The organism is Pantoea sp. JV6 (assembly GCF_025910055.1).
Classification (GTDB): domain Bacteria; phylum Pseudomonadota; class Gammaproteobacteria; order Enterobacterales; family Enterobacteriaceae; genus Pantoea; species Pantoea agglomerans.
In genome coordinates, this window is sequence record NZ_JAPCIM010000002.1 from 582,803 (window position 1) to 600,046 (window position 17,244).

Annotated in this window: 11 protein-coding genes and 1 tRNA gene; 5 read left to right on the forward strand and 7 right to left on the reverse strand. The window is 56.1% G+C overall.

Features of this window, described 5'->3' with window-relative positions; genetic code table 11:
- Positions 1-739 precede the first annotated feature (739 nt).
- Complete coding sequence (gene putA, locus OK412_RS03330) at positions 740-4,687, reverse strand: trifunctional transcriptional regulator/proline dehydrogenase/L-glutamate gamma-semialdehyde dehydrogenase (protein WP_264352683.1); 3,948 nt, start codon at positions 4,685-4,687, stop codon at positions 740-742.
- A gap of 451 nt (positions 4,688-5,138) precedes the next feature.
- Between putA and putP the strand changes: the two genes are divergently transcribed.
- From putP to phoH, 5 genes are all read left to right on the forward strand, one after another.
- The gene (gene putP / locus OK412_RS03335) at positions 5,139-6,623 is read left to right on the forward strand and encodes a sodium/proline symporter PutP (RefSeq protein WP_264352684.1); all 1,485 of its coding nucleotides are present in this window, start codon (positions 5,139-5,141) and stop codon (positions 6,621-6,623) included.
- A gap of 189 nt (positions 6,624-6,812) precedes the next feature.
- Positions 6,813-7,637 (forward strand): iron uptake transporter permease EfeU, encoded by an 825-nt coding sequence (gene efeU, locus OK412_RS03340; protein ID WP_264352685.1) that lies wholly within the window; start codon positions 6,813-6,815, stop codon positions 7,635-7,637.
- Between the two features lie 52 nt (positions 7,638-7,689).
- Positions 7,690-8,805 carry an iron uptake system protein EfeO gene (gene efeO / locus OK412_RS03345; protein ID WP_033772025.1) on the forward strand — a complete coding sequence of 372 codons (1,116 nt, stop codon included), beginning with the start codon at positions 7,690-7,692 and terminating at the stop codon, positions 8,803-8,805.
- 2 nt (positions 8,806-8,807) lie between these two features.
- Entirely contained in the window at positions 8,808-10,085 is a 1,278-nt protein-coding gene (gene efeB / locus OK412_RS03350) for an iron uptake transporter deferrochelatase/peroxidase subunit (RefSeq protein WP_264352686.1), read from the forward strand.
- A 571-nt stretch (positions 10,086-10,656) separates the two neighbouring features.
- Positions 10,657-11,445: a phosphate starvation-inducible protein PhoH gene (phoH, locus tag OK412_RS03355; protein ID WP_010258505.1), complete on the forward strand. Its 789-nt coding sequence runs from the start codon at positions 10,657-10,659 to the stop codon at positions 11,443-11,445.
- 169 nt (positions 11,446-11,614) lie between these two features.
- On the opposite strand, the gene OK412_RS03360 is transcribed toward phoH, so the two are convergent.
- The 6 genes from OK412_RS03360 to eptA all read right to left on the reverse strand — a co-directional run bounded on the left by OK412_RS03360 (position 11,615) and on the right by eptA (position 16,800).
- Positions 11,615-11,702, reverse strand: a tRNA-Ser gene (locus OK412_RS03360).
- Positions 11,703-11,966: 264 nt separating this feature from the next.
- A complete protein-coding gene (gene msrA / locus OK412_RS03365; RefSeq protein ID WP_031594591.1) occupies positions 11,967-12,500 on the reverse strand; it encodes a peptide-methionine (S)-S-oxide reductase MsrA in 534 nt (177 codons plus the stop codon).
- A gap of 59 nt (positions 12,501-12,559) precedes the next feature.
- A complete protein-coding gene (locus tag OK412_RS03370) occupies positions 12,560-13,126 on the reverse strand; it encodes a flavin reductase family protein (RefSeq protein WP_022625495.1) in 567 nt (188 codons plus the stop codon).
- 310 nt (positions 13,127-13,436) lie between these two features.
- Entirely contained in the window at positions 13,437-14,495 is a 1,059-nt protein-coding gene (gene pmrB, locus OK412_RS03375) for a two-component system sensor histidine kinase PmrB (protein ID WP_245116450.1), read from the reverse strand.
- Positions 14,492-15,172, reverse strand: a complete 681-nt coding sequence (gene pmrA / locus OK412_RS03380; RefSeq protein WP_010670822.1) for a two-component system response regulator PmrA — start codon at positions 15,170-15,172, stop codon at positions 14,492-14,494. The genes pmrB and pmrA overlap by 4 nt, the downstream gene beginning before the upstream one ends.
- Positions 15,172-16,800, reverse strand: coding sequence for a phosphoethanolamine transferase EptA (gene eptA, locus OK412_RS03385; RefSeq protein ID WP_264352716.1), 1,629 nt, complete (start codon positions 16,798-16,800; stop codon positions 15,172-15,174). The genes pmrA and eptA overlap by 1 nt, the downstream gene beginning before the upstream one ends.
- Positions 16,801-17,244: the final 444 nt, after the last annotated feature.

A 17,244-nucleotide genomic window follows, 5' to 3' on the forward strand; every position in this document is an offset into this window, starting at 1 on the left:
CTCGTACCGTCCTTTCGCCGACGTCCTGTCGGCTCATCCTGGCCTCCGGTTGTTCCTCAGCGCTTCGGACGCCTCTGGTAAACCCCTGCCGGTGATTTCTTTGTGTTTTCATTAGTGCAGCGTTGTCTGGTGATCCGAAAGCCAGTCTCAATTCCGGAATCTCACCGCAACACTCTTAGTGACCTGAAAACGAGATAACAGCGGTTAGGTTTGAATGCCATTCTGTGTGCTGAGCCTAAAGTCAGAGGCAATCCCAAAAAACCACAGCGATAAAGCACTCAACATAAAAGCAGAGATAACAGCGGGTGGGTTGAATGCCATTCTGTGTGCTGAGCCGAAAGTCAGAGGCAATCCCAAACTCACAGCGACAGCGAACCCAACATAAAAAGAAAAGATAACAGCGAGGGGGTGGGGAGGCCGTCAGAACCGCTGAGCGGATGAGGGATTTCAGGACGAGCGACAGGGATGTCGCGAAGAGGCGGGTTCGCGCCATGGATGGCGCGTCCCGCTGGTCCGTGAGAAATCCTGAAGTAGCGAAGGAACCGCGAAGCGGCGGTGAAGCAGGCCGGAGCCCGGGGTCAAGGGGGCGCGGCGACTGGCGCCCCCTTGTCGGTCGCCTGCAGAGGCGAATCTGAAACTGCCTGGCTTACCAGGCGAACGAAACCTTCTCATAGCCCGTTCGCGCAGCGAACAATCCCAGCCCCGTTCGCGCAGCGAACAACCCCCTTAAGCTTCAGCGCTACCCTATGGTCATCAGGCTCGCATTACCGCCTGCCGCAGCGGTATTCACACTCAGCGAACGCTCAATCAGCAGACGCTCCAGCAGCAGATTGGTCTCGCCGCGGGCAAAGCCCTGCACCGACACAATCGCGCCTTCACGTGCGGCAATCTGTTCACACAGGGTACGCAGCTGATCGGCATCGCCGTGATAGATCACTGCATCAAACTCTGCCGCTAACGGGTCACGCGCCAGCGTGATGCGCGCTTTCACTGCATCCGGCAGTGAGGCCAGCAGGGTGCGATGCAGCTCATCATCCTGCCACAGTGCTTTACTGCCGACGCTGGTCACCGCGGCCAGCTGGATTAACGCATCCTGCTCGTTATCAGCCAGACAGAGCACCTGATCACGCGGCAACAGTGAGAAGGTATTGCGCTCGCCTGTCGGGCCAGGCAGCAGCCGGACCACGCCCGCCTGCGCCAGATCGCCATAGTGCTGGCAGAGTTCAGCCAGTTCAGGCTTATCCTTAGCCCAGTTGCTGAGTGCCAGATGCGGTGCCAGCAGTGACTGACGCAGCGTGCTGTCCGCCGGGCGTTCTGCATCCTGACGATCAAAAGTCAGACGCAGCGCACTATCCGGACGATGCGCCAGCAAGCGGTAAAGATAGAGCGGACCGCCCGCTTTCGGACCGGTACCGGATAAGCCCTCGCCACCAAACGGCTGTACGCCGACCACCGCGCCCACCATATTGCGGTTGACGTAGAGATTGCCGACTCGGGCGTTCGCCGTAACCTGTGCAATCGTTTCGTCGATGCGGGTATGTACGCCCAGCGTCAGGCCATAGCCGGACGCATTGATCTGCTCAACCAGCTGCGGCAGGTTATTGCGGGTGAAACGCACCACGTGCAGCACCGGGCCAAAAATCTCTTTATCCAGATCGCTGACCTGACCCAGCTCAATCAGTGTCGGTTTAACAAAGGTACCGCTATTCCACTCTTTGCTGTCCTGCGGGTTTTCCTGCACCGCCTGATAGACCGTGAAGCCTTTATTACGCATCGCCTGAATATGGCGATCGATATTGGCTTTCGCTTCGGCATCAATGACCGGACCGATGTCGGTCGAGAAGCGTTCCGGATTGCCCATGCGGCACTCCGCCATCGCGCCACGCAGCATCTTCAGGGTATGGTCGGCGACATCTTCCTGAATGCAGAGCAGGCGCAGGGCAGAACAGCGCTGTCCGGCACTGTCGAAGGCAGAGGCGACGATATCGATCACCACCTGCTCAGTCAGCGCGGAAGAGTCGACGATCATCGCATTCATCCCGCCGGTCTCAGCAATCAGCGGCACAGGACGACCGTGCTGGTCAAGGCGACCCGCCAGATTACGCTGCAGCAGTGTCGCCACCGCAGTTGAACCGGTAAACATCACGCCACGCACCCGAACGTCACCGGTCAGCTGTGCACCGACGGTTTCACCCTGACCTGGCAGCAGTTGCAGCACGCCTGGCGGCACACCCGCATCCAGCAGGATCTGAACCGCCTGTGCGGCAATCAGCGGTGTCTGCTCGGCCGGTTTGGCCAGCACGCTGTTGCCCGCTGCCAGTGCAGCCGCAATCTGACCGGTAAAGATCGCCAGCGGGAAGTTCCATGGACTGATGCAGACCACCGGCCCCAGCGGACGATGGGTTTCGTTGTCGAAATCGTCACGCACCATTCCGGCGTAGTAATAGAGGAAATCAACCGCTTCGCGCACTTCCGCGATGGCGTTGTTGTAGGTTTTGCCCGCTTCACGCACCAGGATGCCAAGCAGCTGCTGCATCTGGCCTTCCATGATCTGTGCGGCGCGTTCCAGAATGGCGGCACGCTCCTGCGGTGGTGTGGCAAACCAGATTGGCCCGCTGTTCACCGCGGCATCCAGCGCCACAGAAACTTCCTGCTCTGTGGCTTCACGGACCTGACCTACGCGGTCGCCAGGCGCTGCCGGGTTCAGAATGTCGCGCAACTCGCCGGCACCCGCTTCACCGTCGATCATTGGCTCGGCCAGGCAGGGCTGTGCGGCGCTGCTCAGCAGGGCGCTGGAGAGTGAGGCAAGACGGTGTTCGTTGGCCATATCCAGACCCGCAGAGTTGACGCGGTTATCGCCATACAGATCGCGCGGCAGGGGGATTTTCGGATGCGGCAGACCAATGGCACCTTCGCTGGCACCCAGCTTCTCCACCGCGCTCACCGGATCGGCCACCAGTTCATCAATCGGCAGCGAGGTATCGGCAATGCGGTTAACAAAGGAGGTGTTGGCCCCGTTTTCTAACAGGCGGCGCACCAGATAGGCCAGCAGGGTTTCATGGGTACCGACCGGCGCATAGATACGGCAGGGGCGGTTAAGTTTGCCGTCCGCCACTTTGCCGACCACCTGCTCATAGAGCGGTTCGCCCATGCCGTGCAGGCACTGGAACTCATACTGACCGGGATAGTAGTTGTTGCCCGCCAGCTGATAAATCGCCGCCAGGGTGTGGGCATTATGGGTAGCGAATTGCGGATAGATCAGGCTTGGCACGGCCAGCAGTTTGCGGGCGCAGGCCAGGTAAGAGATATCGGTGTAAACCTTGCGGGTGTAGACCGGATAGCCTTCCAGGCCTTCCATCTGGGCGCGTTTGATTTCGCTGTCCCAGTACGCGCCTTTCACCAGACGAATCATCAGGCGACGGCGGCTGCGCTGCGCCAGATCGATCAGCTCATCAATCACAAACGGACAGCGCTTCATGTAGGCCTGAATCACAAAACCGATGCCGTTCCAGCCTTCCAGCTCTGGCTCGAAACAGAGTTTCTCCAGTAAATCCAGCGACAGTTCCAGCCGGTCCGCCTCTTCTGCATCGATGTTGATGCCGATGTCATAAGAGCGGGCCAGCAGCGTCAGCGATTTCAGAATAGGGTAGAGCTCTTCCATCACGCGCTCATACTGCGCCCGGCTGTAGCGGGGATGCAGTGCTGAGAGCTTGATAGAGATGCCGGGACCTTCATAGATGCCACGACCATTCGACGCTTTACCAATGGCATGGATCGCCTGCTGATAAGAGAGCAGATAGGCTTTGGCATCGCCTGCCGTCAGGGCCGCTTCGCCCAGCATGTCATAGGAGTAGCGGAAGCCTTTCTCTTCCAGCTTGCGGGCGTTAGCCAGCGCTTCGGCAATGGTTTCACCGGTGACGAACTGCTCGCCCATCAGACGCATCGCCATATCCACGCCTTTGCGGATCAGCGGTTCGCCACCCTTACCGATAATGCGGTTAAGCGAGCTTGAGAGATTCGACTCGTTGTGGGTCGAGACCAGGCGGCCGGTGAACAGCAGGCCCCAGGTCGCCGCGTTGACAAACAGTGACGGGCTGCGTCCCAGATGTGACTGCCAGTTGCCGTTGCTGATCTTGTCGCGGATCAGCGCATCACGTGTTGGCTTGTCGGGAATACGCAGTAGCGCTTCAGCCAGACACATCAGCGCCACACCTTCATGGGAGGAGAGTGAGAACTCCTGCAGCAGGCTCTGCACCATGCCCGCGCGTCCGGTTGCCCCTTTCTGGTGCCGCAGCTTGTCGGCAAGCTGGTAAGCCAGCTGATGGGTTTTCTCTGCCAGCGCCGCCGGTAAACGTGCCTGTTCCAGCATCATTGGCACCGCATCAGTCTCCGGACGACGCCATGCGGCGGTCACCGCTGAACGGGTCACTGACTGAGGTAAAATCTGCTCTGCGAAATCAAGGAACGGCTGGTGCGTCTCCTCTGGCTGGGTGTCGTCGGACTCTGCGGCCGCCTGAGCAGAAAGCGGGATCTCCGGCACGGTATCGCCGGTTTCCAGCTGGCCCAGGTAGTTAAAGATCGCCTGTTTAATCAGCCAGTGTGGCGTGCGATCGATGCGCTGCGCAGCCAGTTTGATGCGCTCGCGTGTCGCGTCATCCAGTTTTACACCCATGGTGGTTGTAGCCATGACTCCAGAGCTCCTTGATAGTGGTTCGATACGGCGTTGGCTGCACTATCACTTAAGTTGCAACTTTGTGCAACCGTGTTAAATGTGAGCCAGTTAACACCCTTTTAACGTCGACGATTGTTAAATCCCGCAATGCGGCACGGATATTGCTGCAAGATCCTCGCCAGGCTGGCAGACCCGATGAAAAGCGGGTTTCAGACAGGTAATACGACGGTGCAACCGGATAACTGTGAGCGAGTGCAACCTATGAGCACGTTTTCACAAACGGTTAGTGAAATCACTGTAACGCCTGTGTTAAATCCATTGTGCGCACAACGCCTTTCCGGCAGGATACCGCGCCGCTGGGAAATGAGTGACGCCCTGACGAAGAAAATCGGCCCGCTTTGCCCCGTTCCGGCAGGCGGGTAGCTGGCGATTTCTCTGGGATATCAAATAATAAGTGGAGAGAAAGATGAGTGTAAGTACACCTTTGCTGGTGACCTTTTTGGTTTATATTCTTGGGATGGTATTAATCGGGTTTGTGGCTTATCGCTCAACCAAAAACTTTGATGATTACATCCTCGGTGGCCGCAGTCTGGGTAGCGTGGTCACAGCACTCTCAGCCGGTGCATCCGATATGAGCGGCTGGCTGCTGATGGGCTTACCGGGTGCGATCTTCATCTCCGGTATCTCTGAAAGCTGGATTGCGATTGGCCTGACGATCGGTGCCTGGCTGAACTGGAAAATCGTGGCCGGTCGCCTGCGGGTTCAGACTGAACATCACAACAACGCCCTGACGCTGCCGGACTTCTTTACCAGCCGCTTTGAGGACCACAGTAAAATCCTGCGCGTGATCTCCGCCATTGTGATCCTGGTGTTCTTCACCATCTATTGCGCCTCAGGCGTGGTAGCCGGTGCGCGTCTGTTTGAAAGCACCTTTGGTATGAGTTACCAGACCGCTCTGTGGGCGGGTGCAGCGGCGACCATTCTCTATACGCTGGTGGGCGGTTTCCTGGCGGTGAGCTGGACCGATACCGTTCAGGCGAGCCTGATGATTTTTGCGCTGATCCTGACGCCGGTGTTTGTGATTATCGCGGTCGGCGGCTGGTCTGATTCGCTGGCGGTGATTGAAGCGAAGAGCCTGGAAAACCTCGACATGCTGAAGGGACTGAACTTCGTCGCGGTGATCTCCCTGCTCGGCTGGGGCCTGGGCTACTTCGGGCAGCCCCATATTCTGGCGCGCTTTATGGCGGCGGATTCGCATCGTTCAATCCGTACCGCTCGCCGTATCGGTATGACCTGGATGGTGCTCTGTCTGGCCGGTGCCGTGGCGGTGGGCTTCTTCGGTATTGCCTACTTCCAGAACAACCCGACGCTGGCGGTTGGCGTTAACGCCAATGCGGAGCGGGTCTTTATCGAGCTGGCGCGTATCCTGTTCAACCCGTGGATTGCCGGTATTCTGCTGTCAGCGATCCTGGCAGCCGTGATGTCAACGCTGAGCTGTCAGCTGCTGGTCTGCTCCAGCGCCCTGACCGAAGATCTCTACAAAGGCTTACTGCGTAAAAATGCCAGCCAGAAAGAGCTGGTATGGGTAGGGCGTCTGATGGTGCTGCTGGTGGCGCTGATTGCGATCGCGCTGGCGGCTAACCCGGAAAACCGCGTGCTGGGCCTGGTGAGCTACGCCTGGGCGGGCTTCGGTGCGGCGTTTGGTCCGGTGGTACTGTTTGGTGTCTGCTGGAAGCGGATGAACCGCAACGGTGCGCTGGCGGGCATGATCGTCGGTGCGCTGACCGTGCTGGTGTGGAAACAGTATGGCTGGCTGGGACTGTATGAAATCATCCCGGGCTTCATTTTCGCCAGCATCGCCATTGTAGTGTTCACGCTGATGGGCCGTGAGCCATCAGCAGAAGCGCAGCAGCGCTTTGTCGCTGCAGAGGCGGAGTTCCAGACAAAATAAGCGAGGCGTTAATCGCCTGGCCCGTCCCGAAAGGGGCGGGCTTTTTTGTTACAAAGATAAACCACTCAAAGATGAAATTATCTCCACCGGCAACTTGTTTTTTTCTCAGCGATAATGATAATCGGTATCGTTTACACTTTACCTTATTTTACTGTTTATTGACGCTGCTTAACATTCAAGAGGTTGGCGATGTTTGTTCCTTTTCTCATCATGCTGCGCGAAGGGCTTGAAGCCGCGCTGATAGTCAGCCTGATAGCCAGCTATCTCAAACGCACCCAGCGCACCCAATGGTTTCCCGCGATGTGGGCTGGCGTGTTTATTGCCGCCGGGCTCTGTCTGGGCCTGGGTCTGTTCATCAATGCCACCACCGGTGAGTTCCCGCAGAAAGAGCAGGAGCTGTTTGAGGGCATCGTGGCGCTGATTGCGGTGGTGATCCTCACCTCAATGGTTTTCTGGATGCGCAAAGTCGCCCGCAACATCAGGGTCGAGCTTGAACACGCGGTCGATCAGGCGCTGCAACGCTCAGGTCGTGGCGGTCTGGCACTGGTGCTGATGGTGTTTCTTGCCGTGGCGCGCGAAGGGCTGGAGTCTGTGTTCTTCCTGCTGGCGGCGTTTACCCAGGATGTCGGTTATGCGCCGCCGATTGGCGCGGTGCTGGGTCTGGCAACCGCGGTCGTGCTGGGCATGCTGCTCTACTGGGGCGGTATCCGTCTTAACATGGCCCATTTCTTCCGCTGGACCAGCGTATTCATCCTGTTTGTCGCCGCGGGTCTGGCAGCGGGCGCCATCCGCGCCTTCCACGAAGCGGGTTTATGGAATCGCTTTCAGGATGTCGCCTTCGATCTCAGCAATACCTTATCGACCCATTCGCTGTTCGGCACCCTGCTGGAAGGGGTGCTGGGTTATCAGGAGTCCCCAAGCGTCAGTGAAGTGACGGTTTACTTTGCCTACCTGATCCCGGCGCTGATTCTGTTCTTTATGCCTGCGCGTTCTGCTGCGTCGGCCACTGTGTAATTTGACATTTAACGGGCGCATCTTACGCCTGCAACATGATAGGGAAAGAGAGATGACAATGCGTTTCCGCCGCAAGGCACTGCTGCTTCCTCTGCTGGCAATCTCCGCAACGGCGGCCGCGGCGGTTCCTCAGGTTACCGTAAGCGTCACCGACAAGCAGTGCGAGCCGATGAGCTTAACGGTCAAGGCCGGTAAGACCCAGTTCCTGATTAAAAACAACAGCCAGAAAGCGCTGGAGTGGGAGATCCTCAAAGGCGTGATGGTGGTTGAAGAGCGTGAGAATATCGCGCCGGGCTTCAGTCAGAAACTGACCGCCAATCTGGAGGCGGGCGAATATGAGATGACCTGTGGGCTGCTGAGCAATCCAAAAGGCAAGCTGATTGTGCAAGCCGGTGAGGGTGCGGCAAAAAGTGGCACCTCAGCACGTATGCAGTTGGAAGGCCCGATCACCGAATATAAAGCCTATGTGACCGATCAGGTGAAACAGCTGGTGAGCAACACCCAGGCCTTTACTGACGCCGTTAAAGCGGGTGACGTTGAAAAAGCCAAAGCGCTGTTTGCTCCGACCCGTCAGTATTATGAGCGCATTGAGCCGATTGCTGAGCTCTTCTCCGATCTCGACGGCAGCATTGACGCCCGTGAAGATGACTATGAGAAAAAAGCGGCCGATCCTAAGTTCACCGGTTTCCACCGTCTGGAGAAAGCGCTGTTTGCTGATAACAGCACGAAAGGCATGGCGGACTACGCTGAGCAGCTGAATAAAGATGTGAAAGATTTGCAGGTGCGCATCAGCGAACTGGCCTTCCCGCCAGCCAAAGTGGTCGGCGGCGCAGCAGGCCTGATTGAAGAGGTCGCTTCCAGCAAAATCTCCGGTGAAGAAGATCGCTACAGCCGGACTGACCTGTGGGACTTCCAGGCGAACATTGATGGCGCGCAGAAAATTGTCGAGCTGCTGCGGCCAATGGTAAGCAAAGCGAACCCGCAGTTGCTGGCCAAGGTTGACGCCAACTTCAAAAAAGTGGATGCGATCCTGAGTAAGTACCGCACCCAAACCGGTTTTGAATCCTATGAGAAACTGACCAGCGCCGACCGTAACGCGCTGAAAGGACCGATCACCGCACTGGCGGAAGATCTTTCATTACTTCGTGGCACCCTGGGTCTGGATTAATCATGAGTCGCAAGGAAGATGACGCGCAGCCTGCGCGTCGTCGGTTACTAAAAGGGCTGGGGCTGCTGGGTGGCGCGGCAGCGCTGAGTGGCGGCTGTCCGTTCCATGCAGCCGCCGCCGACAGCTTTTCGCCGGGGACGGTTACGCCGCAGGCCCGACAGCAGATGCAGCCGTTTTGTGGTCAGCATCAGGCGGGTATCACGACGCCACAGCAGGCATCGATGATGCTGGTGGCGTTTGATCTGCTCAGCAGCGATAAAGCGGAGCTGGTGCGTCTGTTCCGGTTGCTGACCCAGCGTATTGCCTTCCTGACCACGGGCGGTCCGGCACCGGTAGTCACCAATCCGCGGTTGCCGCCAATGGATTCCGGTATTCTTGGGGCGACTATCGCGCCTGATAATCTGACGATTACCGTGTCGGTCGGCAATTCACTGTTTGATGAACGCTTTGGTCTGGCGCCGCACAAACCGAAAAAATTGCAGCCGATGACACGCTTTCCCAATGATTCGCTGGATGCCAGTCAGTGTCATGGCGATCTGCTGTTGCAGCTCTGTGCCAACACCCAGGATACGGTGATTCATGCCCTGCGGGATATCATCAAGCATACGCCTGACCTGCTTGGCGTACGCTGGCGGCGCGAAGGCTTTATCTCCGATCACGCCGCGCGAAGTCAGGGGCAGGAGACCCCGATCAACCTGCTGGGTTTCAAAGATGGCACCGCCAATCCGGATACCCACAACCCTGCTCTGATGAATCAGCTGCTGTGGGTGACCGACGATCAGGACGAACCGGTCTGGGCGCGCAATGGCAGCTATCAGGCTGTACGGTTAATCCGCTTTCACGTCGAAATGTGGGATCGCACGCCGCTGGGCGAGCAACAGACTATCTTTGGTCGCGAGAAATTAAGTGGCGCGCCGCTGGGGATGCAGCATGAGCGCGACGTTCCGGATTACGCCCGTGATCCGGACGGTGAGGTAATTGCGCTGGATGCGCACATCCGTCTTGCCAACCCCCGCACGCCAGAGACGGCAAGCAGCCTGATGCTACGGCGCGGCTACAGTTACTCCGCGGGTATCTCTGCATCGGGACAGCTGGAGATGGGGTTACTATTCGTCTGCTATCAGCACGATCTGGAACGCGGCTTTCTCACGGTGCAGCGGCGCCTGAACGGCGAAGCGCTGGAAGAATATATCCGGCCTTTTGGCGGCGGTTACTTTTTTGTTTTGCCCGGTGTACCAGACGCCAGCCATTATTTAGCGCAGTCGTTGCTGGAAGCCTGATTAAAATTCAACCACTGTGGGCGTACCTGTTCTGGTCGCCCACGTTTTACGGTTTTCGTGCTTTGCTGACTGAGGTTAAACTGAGTTTTAGCGGTTGTCTGGCATATATAAAATAAGCTAATTCACTGTAATAAAACGCTTTTACATTTTGCCTTAAAAGAAATACATACACGTGATTAGCAATTCTTTTGCCAGCAGGTAAAATTACTATTGCAAAGGCCCAACAAAATGGTGCACTTTATTAAACAGGCGTAATCGGATGTGTTGATGTATCACACTGGAGTTCGCGCATGGGTCGAGTCTTTAATGGAAAGTCACTGTCAGTAAATAGATTGCGCCTGACCGCGAGGGCAATTCTGCCTCGTTATTTCTTCCTTCCTTCAACCATCTCTTTTGTTTTATCGCATCCTGTTTTATCCGGTGTTCAGCTACGCTATTGCGCTGCTGCATACCCACTATCCTGTCCTGTCATGGCTCAAAAGGAAGCCAACTGAAACCTCTAAAGCGTTCACGTTATCGCAACGGGCCACCGGCCTGACGCAGGAAATGAAACCAACTGAAAGGTGCCACTATGGGAAGACAGAAAGCAGTGATCAAAGCGCGTCGTGAAGCAAGAAGAGTGCTTCGTAGTGACTCAAGAAGTCATCGTCAGCGTGAAGAAGAGTCGGTCACTTCGCTGGTGCATATGAGTGGACTGGATGCCATTGGCATGGCGCGCGATACGCGTGACCGGTTGCCAATTGAAGCCCGTAATGAAGCTCAGGCGCACTATCTTAACGCCATAGAGAGAAAACAGCTGATCTTCGCAACCGGTGAAGCCGGGTGCGGTAAAACCTGGATCAGTGCCGCAAAAGCGGCTGAGGCCCTGATTAATAAGGATATCGACAGGATTATCGTTACGCGCCCGGTACTGCAGGCAGATGAGGATCTGGGATTCCTTCCCGGCGATATTTCTGAGAAATTCGCGCCTTATTTCCGCCCGGTTTATGACATTCTGGTTAAACGTCTTGGCGCATCCTTTATGCAATATTGTCTGCGTCCGGAAATTGCCAAGGTAGAGATTGCACCGTTCGCCTATATGCGTGGTCGCACTTTCGAAAATGCTGTGGTAATTCTGGACGAGGCGCAGAACGTCACCGCCGCGCAGATGAAAATGTTCCTGACCCGACTGGGCGAAAACGTCACGGTCATTGTTAACGGCGATATTACCCAGTGCGACTTGCCCGCTGGGGTGCCTTCCGGTCTCGCAGACGCGCTGGCGCGTTTCGAAGAGGACGAGATGGTTGGCATTGTACGCTTCGGCAAAGAAGATTGTGTGCGTTCTGCGCTGTGTCAGCGCACCCTGCACGCGTATAGCTAGCGTTTGATTGAGTAGAAGTGTAGCGCCCAAACCCGGCTCCGGCCGGGTTTTCTTATTGTGGGACAGGGCTGCGCCCGTGGTCGTTCCCCGGCGGGAGTTATTACGCTCTCTCAGAGTGAAATATGCAAAAAAAAGAGCCTGAACAAAAGTTCAGGCTCTTTTTTGAAGATGGCGGTGAGAGAGGGGTTCGAACCCTCGATACGTTGCCGTATACACACTTTCCAGGCGTGCTCCTTCAGCCACTCGGACACCTCACCAGATTTACTTCGCTGACCGCGATGGGTCAACGGGGCGGTACTATAGGGAGTCGACTGAAAACGGTCAAGCACTATTTTTCTCTTTTGATCTATTCGCTTAAGCTCTGAACGAATCGATTTACTGCGGCATAAAACCCGCCGTTTTACCGGCCACATCCCGCCATCCTGATGAGCCCGGTCAGGTGAGTTTTATGGCAGCAAATAAACCGGGGCGGCGTTCTCAACCTTGTTACTGGTCAGACGCCGCCCCGACTGATGCCGGAATCAGCTCTTTACTCTGTTAGCGAAACTTTTCCGCAGCTTCTGCAGTTTCGGTGGAATGACCGCCATGCAGTAGCCGTTGCGCTGGCCCGCGCCTTCCCAGTAATCCTGATGATAAGCTTCAGCGGGATACCACTCTTTCAGCGGCTCAATAGTGGTCACCACCGGCACATCATGGTCAGCCTGAGCGCGGGCAATGGCGGCGCGTGCCTCCGCTTCCTGCTCTGCATTGGCCGGGAAAATGGCGGAACGATACTGGGTGCCAATATCATTACCCTGACGGTTAAGCTGGGTCGGATCATGCGTCACAAAGCTGATATCCAGCAGATCGCCAAAGCTGACTTTCTCCGGGTCGAAGCCAATGCGGATCGCTTCTGCATGACCGGTCGCACCGCTGCAGACCTGCTCATAAGTCGGATTAGGACGGGCACCACCGGTATAACCGCTTTCCACCGACTCTACGCCGATCACATCCTTAAATACCGCTTCGGTACACCAGAAACAGCCGCCAGCGATAACTGCGTATTCGATTGCCATAATAATTTACTCCTGTCAGGTCGAAAGAGGTGAATGGGGGCGCGGCAGAGCGCTTTCAACTAGATCAGCATCTCCGGTTTAAAATCGCCGCTCTTATCCAGTATTTTGTCGCTCATCACGCTGAACCGGCCTTCGCCAGTGTAGTGCAGGGTAGTGGGGTATTCCGGCTGCTCGGCAACGTGCGCTTTAACAATCTCAAAAATAAACAGGTTGTAGTTAGCGACCATCGAATCGTCATAAAGCTGACACTCAAAGCTGGCAAAACATTCGGCAATCATCGGCGCGCCAACCACCTGAGCGGGTTCCGGCGTCAGGCCAAAGGCCTCAAACTTATCAATGCTGTCGCCGTGGCTGTTGCCGATTGCCACAACTTCATCAATCAGCGAGGCAGAAGGAATGTTCAGCACGCACTGACCGCTGTTGCGGATAAGCTCATGGCTGTGGTTCATACCGGCAATCATGCAGCCGACCAGTGACGGAGAAAACTCCAGCACCGTGTGCCAGCCGAGCGTCATGATGTCATGTTGATCTTTGTACTGCGAACTGAGCAGCAGGACCGGTCCGGGTTCAAGGTATTTGCGGGCTTTGCTGACCGGAAAAGCATATTTGTGCATGCGTTGGCTCATGGCGTAACTCCTGTAACGGAACGTAGCCATTAAGTGTAGAGCACCGGGCGGATGCAGCAGGCGTGTCAGCGGGCAGAAATGCGCGGTTGATGGCGGCGTCTGGCAGCGCAGACATTTTTAGCGGCAGTGTCGCGAGCTTAAGGTTTCCTTAATATGCAATCGCGATACTGCCTGCTTTAACTGAGGATGATGCTATGAAAACTGCTCCTGTTGCCCTGTCTGTGACTGCTCCGCGTCCGATGAGTGAATATGCTGCACTGCTGATTGCCGCAGCCACGGTCGTTCTGTTCCTCTCCGCCTGGTTCAGCGCTTAAAACTTCACCACGGCACGACAACCGCTTCGGTCGCGGCGGTTCTCTAAGAAAAACTGAAACCGGTGTAACTGGACGATGCGGCTGACGATGCTCAGCCCGAGTCCGATACCGCCGTAGCGGCTGTCCATCCGGATAAACGCTTTACTCAGCTCGCCACTTTTACTCTCATCAATTCCCGGACCCTGATCATCCACCACCAGCATCGGCTGAGGAGCTAACACCAGCTGTACACTGATGGTGCTGTTATCCGGGCTGTAGCGATGGGCGTTCTCAACCAGGTTACGCAGCAACATCTTCAGCAGCGTGGCATCACCGCGCACAAACTGCTCCTGCGGCAGATCGAGCACCAGCGTCTGCTGATGCGCCTCCAGCATGATACTCAGCTCTGCCTCCATTGGCAGGATCACATCTTCAATCAGCCCCACGTTCTGATAGGTGCCAGAGGTAAAGGACTGTCCGGCGCGCGCCAGATTCAGCAGCTGCGACACACTGTGCGTCATCTGATCCAGGCGCTGCACCAGCGGCTGAACTTTGACATCGCTGTTACGTTCGATTAACTCCAGATGCAGCCGCAATCCCGCCAGCGGCGTGCGTAGCTCATGTGCCACGTCGGCGGTGAACAGCCGTTCGCGCTCCAGACTGCTGTTCAGACGCGCGACCAGCTGGTTTATCGCCTGCGTCACCGCATCGATCTCCTGAACCTGACTGTGGCAGGCGACGGGATCAAGATTCTCTTCGCTGCGACTCTCCAGTTCACGCTGCAGCTGATAAAGCGGCCGGGTAATCCACTTCACCGCCTGATAGCAGAGCAGCAGCGTCAGGGTAATCATCACCAGACTTGGCACCGCCAGGCTGGCTACCGCTTCATGCACTTCACGCTTAACGTGACTGTCCATGTTGCGCTTCTGCAGCTGCGCTTCCACCAGAAACTGAATCTGCTCTTTGCTCTCATGCCACAGCCAGACCACGCTGATCACCTGGAAAACCAACAGGATCAGACCGATGGTCAGGATGAGACGAAAGCGCATACTGCGATGATCGAAACGTCTTATCATGTTGCCTCACGAACGCCATCCTGCGTCACCAGCGCATAGCCAAAACCGCGCACGGTGCGGATAGCGCTTTTGCCGATTTTGTCGCGCAGATTATGGATATGCACTTCCAGGGTATTCGTAGAAGGCTCGGTCTCCCAGTTATAGATATCCTGGTAGAGAATCTCACGGTGAACCGGATTCCCGGCCTTGAGCATCAGCCGTGACAGAATCGCAAACTCTTTGGGTGTCAGATCCAGTAGTACGTCGCTGAGCGTAATCTGGCGATGGGTCATATCCAGCGCCAGCGCACCCACTCTGACATGACTGTCGCCCTGATTGACGTGGCGGCGAATCAGCGCGCGGATCCGCGCCAGCAACTCATCCAGCGAGAACGGTTTGATCAGATAGTCGTCCGCGCCTGCGTCGAGTCCGGCAATGCGTTCGCTGATGGTGTCGCGTGCGGTCAGGATCAGCACTGGTGTCATCTTCTTCTGCCGCCGCAGTCGTATCAGAAAATGCAGTCCATCTTCATCCGGCAGGCCAAGATCCAGCACCACCAGACTATACAAGCCGCTGGCGAAATGCGCTTCAGCATCCCGCACCCGCGTAACGCCATCACAGACATAGCCTTCCCCTTCCAGCGCCAGCATCAGACCCTGCAGCAGCAGGGCATCATCTTCAACAATCAGTATCTTCATTAAGGTTGGCTCCGACACGACGTCAAAATATCATCCGCAGGCACATATTCGTGGGTCGCGGTGCCGGTTAATCCCAGCATGGTTGAAAACAGATTATCCTGTGAAAAATCGTCTGTCGCCGCCAGTTTATTCAGACAGCCGCGATTAACCGCATAACGTTTCTGATAATCATCGGAGAGCCAGATCAGCAACGGCACATGTTTCTGGGTGTCCGGCGCGATAGCATAGGGCAGGCCATGCAGGTAAGCACCATTTTCACCCAGGGATTCACCATGGTCAGACAGATAGACCAGGCTGGTGGTGAAGCGGTCCTGATGTGCACGCAGTACGTTAATGGCTTTATCGACGATGTGATCCACATTGACCAGCGTATTGTCATAGGTGTTGATCAACTGTTGTTGCGAACAGTCCTGAATCTGGTTGGTGTCGCAGGTCGGTTCAAACTGACGAAACTGTGGCGGATAGCGATGGCTGTAAGTCGGGCCATGACTGCCAATGGTGTGCAGCACAATCACCGCGTTGCCTTTTAACTGGCTGATGTACTCATCCAGACCGTGGAACAGCACGTCGTCGTAACACTCACCATCAATACACATGCCGGGCAGGTTCAGGCTGGTCATGTCCTGATGCGGAACGCGATCGCAGGCCCCTTTACAGCCCCCATCGTTCTCATTCCACAACACGCTGATCCCGGCGCGCTGAATAATATCCAGCAATCCCTCCTGATGGGCCGCCAGCACATCATCATAGTGGGCGCGCGGCATGTTGGAGAACATGCAGGGCACGGAAACCGCCGTCGCCGTTCCGCACGAGGTGGTGTGCGGGAAATAGATCACATCATCTTTCGCCAGCAAGGGATTGGTCAGACGACCGTAACCGCCCAGCGAGAAATTTTGCGCACGCGAGGTTTCGCCCAGCACCAGAATCGTCAGATTCGGTTTGCCACTGCTGCGGCTGGGCTGCAGGTGCGCATCTTCACCGATACGCATCAGCGGCGCGTTCTGCAACTGCTCATGCTTATACCAGGAGAGCGTCGCCGCGATGCTGTTAGAGGGGCTCAGCGCTTTTACCAGCTCGCGGTTGTTACGGAACAGCGAAGCGTAATCTTTATAGAAGAGCAGGGCGATCAGCACAATCAGCGCCGCTGACAGCAATACGCTGAGCAGTCGCGCCAGCACGCCGCGCCACTGCTGTTTTTTGATTCGCGGCCAGAACAGCAGCAACGTCATCAGCACGCCCGAGGTGAGCAGGGTTACGAGCAGCTGTGGCGTAATCAGCGCAAAAGATTCCGAGGCGGTGGTATCCATCATGTTGGTGATCATTGAGCGATCGACCACAATGTTATAGGTGTGAATAAAGAACTGTGCCGAGGCGGAGAGCAGAATAAACAGCGCGGCCAGCAGCCGATCCAGCCAGATAAACGAGGCCAGCGTAATCACGATATTGATCACGCTAAAGGCGACCAGCGGCATTGATAAAAAGACCAGCGTGGTGTGCAGGTCGTTCAGCGGCATCACCGCCAGCACCTGACGGTAATAGGCAACGTTAAGGAAAACCGCGATGTAAACCGCAGCCAGAATCAGCAACATAAGGCGGCTAATCAGCGGCCTCTTCAGGGTAAACGCCATGTGAGCAGGAACCAGAGTAATAAAAGTGTCACGAGAATGCGCTTTCAATATTAGGAATACCTTAAGAGCCTTAAGCTTTGGGGGGCCGACTCTGCCGGGTGCGATACGTGCGTGACTCCAGTCAGCAGCGGATCGTGTCTGGCCTGATCAGCGGAAGCGAAGCAGAATTGAATGGCGCTTTTATGCTGACTTAACCGCAGCGGCTGGCATGAAACCTGCATCTTTCTGGCATAACCCCTGTTAATGACTACACTTACTGTGAAGATGTTCTCAGTTAGCCAGTATTGTCAGCAATGCGCTTGCAAGTTTGAGGAGAGTGACCTATCCCGTTACCGCGTTTTATCCCTCAATCACCGCTTTATCAGAATTTCCCGCTTGCTGACCTGACTGCGTCAGGACATTCTTGTTTTAACTCAATGTTTTATTAAAATTCGATTTTCAGGA